This window comes from Spirulina sp. 06S082, from assembly GCF_034932145.1.
Classification (GTDB): Bacteria; Cyanobacteriota; Cyanobacteriia; order Cyanobacteriales; family Spirulinaceae; genus CCY15215.
Genome location: NZ_JAYGHV010000350.1, coordinates 1 through 4605, shown reverse-complemented (window position 1 = coordinate 4605; position 4605 = coordinate 1). Strand labels below are relative to the sequence as shown.

The 4605-nt window shown below is 42.5% G+C and carries 4 protein-coding genes; 1 reads left to right on the top strand and 3 read right to left on the bottom strand.

Annotated features, from left to right (window positions below):
• Positions 1-21: 21 nt before the first annotated feature.
• The 3 genes from VB714_RS20990 to VB714_RS20980 form a co-directional block, all read right to left on the bottom strand.
• A complete protein-coding gene (locus VB714_RS20990; protein ID WP_323226639.1) occupies positions 22-420 on the bottom strand; it encodes a hypothetical protein in 399 nt (132 codons plus the stop codon).
• Between the two features lie 160 nt (positions 421-580).
• A complete protein-coding gene (locus VB714_RS20985; RefSeq protein WP_323226638.1) occupies positions 581-2422 on the bottom strand; it encodes an ABC transporter ATP-binding protein in 1842 nt (613 codons plus the stop codon).
• Between the two features lie 151 nt (positions 2423-2573).
• A complete protein-coding gene (locus tag VB714_RS20980) occupies positions 2574-3584 on the bottom strand; it encodes a glucokinase (RefSeq protein ID WP_323226637.1) in 1011 nt (336 codons plus the stop codon).
• Positions 3585-3693: 109 nt separating this feature from the next.
• Here VB714_RS20980 and trmD point away from each other — a divergent pair, with 109 nt between their 5' ends.
• Positions 3694-4419, top strand: a complete 726-nt coding sequence (trmD, locus tag VB714_RS20975) for a tRNA (guanosine(37)-N1)-methyltransferase TrmD (protein ID WP_323226636.1) — start codon at positions 3694-3696, stop codon at positions 4417-4419.
• Positions 4420-4605 lie beyond the last annotated feature (186 nt).

The following is a 4605-nucleotide window of genomic DNA, read 5'->3' as shown; positions in this document are numbered from 1 at the left end:
CTCTTCACGGTTGCGATCGCCCTATCTATTTTCAGCTTCATCCATTAAAACAATGCGACGCTGGTTGGGTGCTAACATTGCACTTTGTTCTTGCATGACATTTAAGGCTTGGGAGGGATCGAAACTGCGATTGAGATTGGCACGCAAACGGGTAACTTTGTACTCAGCTTCTCGAACTTCCATGCGAACGGCTTGTACTTTGGCTCGCTGTCCCCAATAGTAGGGAAATAAATTGGTCAAAGTGGCGATCGCCACTGCTGATAAACCCCCATTAATCGCCAGTTTCAAAATTGTTTCTGTAGCCCTTGCGATATGGGTATTATGCTTAGATTTGGGACGAGAACGATAGGCACGAGATGGCTGAGAACTAGACTTCGGCGGGTTTGGCGATATATTGTTAAATTTTTTAGCTGCTTTCATAACATAAAATATCTCGTGCTAACAGTATAGATGCAACTTCAAATAGGATAACTACTATTTTGAGGCTGACTCGATTCTATCAAAAACCTCTAGAATTACCAATCTTTGGGAATATTTTTTTAAAGATCGAATGTACTTTTTTGCGAATTCCCAAAAACGATTATTCTGTGCCTAGCATTTGCAATTGATATAAACTGGCATATAAACCATCTTGTGCTAATAATTCATCATGGTTTCCAGATTCGACTAATTGACCCCGTTTCAAGACTAAAATGCGATCGACGTTACGAATCGTTGACAGACGGTGAGCAATAATAATTGCTGTCCGTTCTTCTAATAGCCTGTCTAAGGCTTCTTGAACGAGTCTTTCCGTTGCAACATCCAAACTGGCAGTAGCTTCATCTAGTACCAAAATTCGAGGATTGCGAATGGCAACTCTGGCAAAAGCGAGTAATTGTTTTTGTCCTCCGGAAAGATTTGTTCCTCTCTCTCGCAACTGGGTGTCATAACTTTGGGGTAATTGTTCGATAAAGTCTGAAACATTGGTAACTTGAGCCGCTTTTTGGATCTCTTCAAAGGAGTAACTTTCACCCAAGGTAATATTGCGCTTGACATCCCCAGCAAATAAGAAACTTTCTTGCAAGATGACACCAATATAACGCCGCAATTGTGCTTGACGAAAATCACGAATGTCAATACCATCAACAATAATTCTGCCTTTGCTGGGTTCGTAAAGACGACAGAGAAGGCGAATAATGGAACTTTTTCCTGCTCCTGTGGGTCCCACCAAAGCAACTTTTTCTCCAGGGCGAATGGTAAAGTTTAAATCTTGGAGAACATATTCATCGGGTTTATAACCAAAGCAAACATTTTCAAAGCGAATTTCTCCTGGTTTATTCTGCGATCGCCATTCAGCTCCTTCTAAAAATTCGCTCTCTGTATTTCCACTCGGATCGCGAATATCAATAGGTTCATCCATTAATTCCCCAATTCGTTCGATCGCCGTAAATCCTGATTGGATCATGGTGAATTTTTCTGCAAATCTTCGCAGGGGATCGAATAATCGTTGAGCGTAGAGAATGAATGCAGAAAGTGCGCCAAAAGTCAAATTATCTTGTAAAACTAAAACACCTCCTAACCATAAAACTCCGGCGATCGCCACTAAAGCAACCCATTCTAAAGTTGCTGAAACTGCCGAATCGTGAAAAATTGTTTTATCGATTTCTTCACGATATCTTTGATTAATAGAACGAAACATTTCAGAGTTAAAGCGTTCGCGGCGAAAGAGTTGTACGATATTAATACCAGAAATGTTTTCCGCCAACATAGAATTGAGTTTAGAAAGCTCTTCACGGGCGCGATAGTTTGCCTTGCGATATTGTTGTTGAAAAAAGATAATTAAAGCTGAGACGGGAATGAGCATCAAGACTAACATTAATGCTAGTTTCCATTCCAACGCAAAAATGGTAAAAACAATAACAATAATGTAAATAATATCGCTGAGAATGCCGATCGCCCCCGTCGCAAAAACATCTCCTAATGCTTCTACATCGCTAGTAATTCGCGTTACTAATCGTCCCACGGGAGTGCGATCGAAAAAGCTAGACGCAAGAGACAAAACATGGTTAAATAAATCTTCCCGCACTCCGGCAGTAATTTCTTGACCGACCCTCTGTACGAGATACCCTTGTAAGGACACAAAAGCAAGGCGAATCGCAATACTAACCAGTAAGATTTTAATTAAAGTGCCAATGCCTGTGGACAAAGAAACACCTGTTAAAATTGCCCAAGTTGGTTCTCCCCGTAAAAGCGAGATGGCCTGTCCGATAATTAAAGGTTGAATTACCCCTGCGATCGAGACTGGAAGCAAAAGAAGCAAAGAAATCAAAAAGAGTTTACCATTACGACGAGCGTAGGGGACCAGTCGCAGAAACAGCCGCCAATCGTTGGGACGTGGAGTAGGTAGGGGAGAATCTTCCAGGGAGGTTGAAGAAGTAGTCATGAAATTAACGAAAGGCGATCGCAAAAATAGAGGGTAAAAAGACTAATCAAATTGTATCGAATCTCCAGTAAAGTTTATTCGTTGATAGTCCAGTCAACACCGAGATCGTTTTTGAAGAGTTGGTTGAATGGGGCGACGCTGGCAAGAAAATCTATAATTGATTTGCATGAATTCCCGCACCTAATAAGCCAACTTGCGGATTTAAAATGACATGAATAGGAACATTATTTAAAACGGGACTGACGCGACCTTTCGTTTTAAAAGCCGTCATAAACTTGCCTTCTCGGAGAACTGGGAGAATTTTCGCGGCAATACCTCCCGCAATATATAATCCCCCATAAGGCAATAATTTTAAAGCCAAATTACCCGCTTCTGCCCCATAAGCATCGATAAATAAATCCAATGTTTCCTTGCATAAGCGATCGCCTTTTTCCGTGGCACCTCGCGAAACAATTGCGCCAATATCGGCATCTTCCTTGGCAATTTCTTCCTCAATTTCCGAAGATTCGGGAATCTCTCCCAAAGACTTTAAAAACTCATAAATAGCCGCAATTCCCATTCCCGAAACGACCCTTTCTACTGAGACTCGCTGTAACTTACGTACTTCGTGAAAATATTTTAGTAACTTAAACTCCAGTTCATTACGAGGGGCAAAATCTGCGTGTCCTCCCTCCGACGCAAACACCCGATATCCCGTCCCTTGAGGAATCACAAACCCTTCCCCCAAACCCGTCCCCGCGCCAATAATCGCAATCGGTGCCGTTTTGTCCGCTTGGACATCTTGTAAACTGTGAATATCCTCCGGTTTTAATCCGAAAACCCCATAGCCGATCGCCGCAAAATCATTAATCAAACTCACTTTTGCAATGCCGAGTTCCTTCTCCAAACGCCGTCCATCTAATACCCAACTCAAATTAGTGAGAGTACAGCGATCGTCTGCCACCGGACCCGCGATCGCAAAACAGGCCTTCTCTGGGTGTAATTCCTGACCGACTTCCTTTGCAGCCGTTGCGAGAAATTGTTGCGCGATCGGCACGAGATCGGCAAAATCTTGACTGAGATACTTTGCCTCAAAAATAGGGTTAAGTCCCTTCTCTGTCGATTCTACGGCTTGTAAAATCGTCTTCGTGCCGCCAATATCGCCTGCTAGGAGTAATGTCATAATTACCAGCCTTCCTCTTTGTTTTGCTGCTTAACAATCTATAATGATAACTTATAACCGTTCCTTGATAATTGTTCATTAAAAAATTGATAACTAAATAACTGAAAATATGCGTTTTGATATTGTCACCCTCTTTCCAGAATTTTTTACCTCTCCCCTGAAAACGAGTTTATTAGGGAGAGCCGTAGAAAAACAAATTGCTACAGTTAATTTGATTAATCCCAGAGATTTTGCGACGGATAAACACAAGCGCGTCGATGATGAACCTTATGGGGGAGGAGTGGGAATGTTACTCAAACCCGAACCAATTTTTGCTGCTGTAGAATCATTGCCTATTTTACCTCGACGGGAAATTATTCTGATGTCTCCCCAAGGCAAACCCCTCAACCAAGAAACATTGCTGGAACTGTCGCAAAATTACGAGCAACTAATAATGATTTGCGGCCATTATGAAGGAGTAGACGATCGCATTCGCCAGCATCTGATCGACCGAGAAATTTCCTTGGGAGATTTTGTTTTAACTTGTGGAGAAATCCCCGCCCTTGCCTTACTTAATGGAGTTGTTCGCCTGCGTCCGGGGACTGTGGGAAAAGAAGAATCCTTAAAAGCCGAAAGTTTTGAAGAGGGATTGCTCGACTATCCTCAATATACTCGCCCCGCCGTTTTCCGCGATTGGGAAGTCCCCGAAGTCCTGCGATCGGGGAATCACGCGGCGATCGCCCAATGGCGCAAAGCACAACAAATTGAAAAAACTCGCACTTGTCGTCCCGATCTGTGGGCAGTTTTGCAGAACAATAAGGAAGAAGATTCCCCCACGGGGGCTTTAAATTTGTAGAACAAATTATTAAGATAAATCGTCGAGGGAAACATTCGGCGATCGCGGATTTTGAAGCGATCGATCTGTTCGTAAAGAACCGAAACCTGACTATCCTTGGAGCGCATTTATTCTACGAACTGAGAAATTTACGGCTTACTGTTTACCAATTACTGTTTTATGAAATTCTTGCACAAACTAACAGCA

What these genes read in the sequence shown, in the direction of transcription:
- VB714_RS20990 (WP_323226639.1), bottom strand. Translation starts at nt 420, where the DNA reads ATGAAAGCAGCTAAAAAATTTAACAATATATCGCCAAACCCGCCGAAG.
- VB714_RS20985 (WP_323226638.1), bottom strand. Translation starts at nt 2,422, where the DNA reads ATGACTACTTCTTCAACCTCCCTGGAAGATTCTCCCCTACCTACTCCA.
- VB714_RS20980 (WP_323226637.1), bottom strand. Translation starts at nt 3,584, where the DNA reads ATGACATTACTCCTAGCAGGCGATATTGGCGGCACGAAGACGATTTTA.
- trmD (WP_323226636.1), top strand. Translation starts at nt 3,694, where the DNA reads ATGCGTTTTGATATTGTCACCCTCTTTCCAGAATTTTTTACCTCTCCC.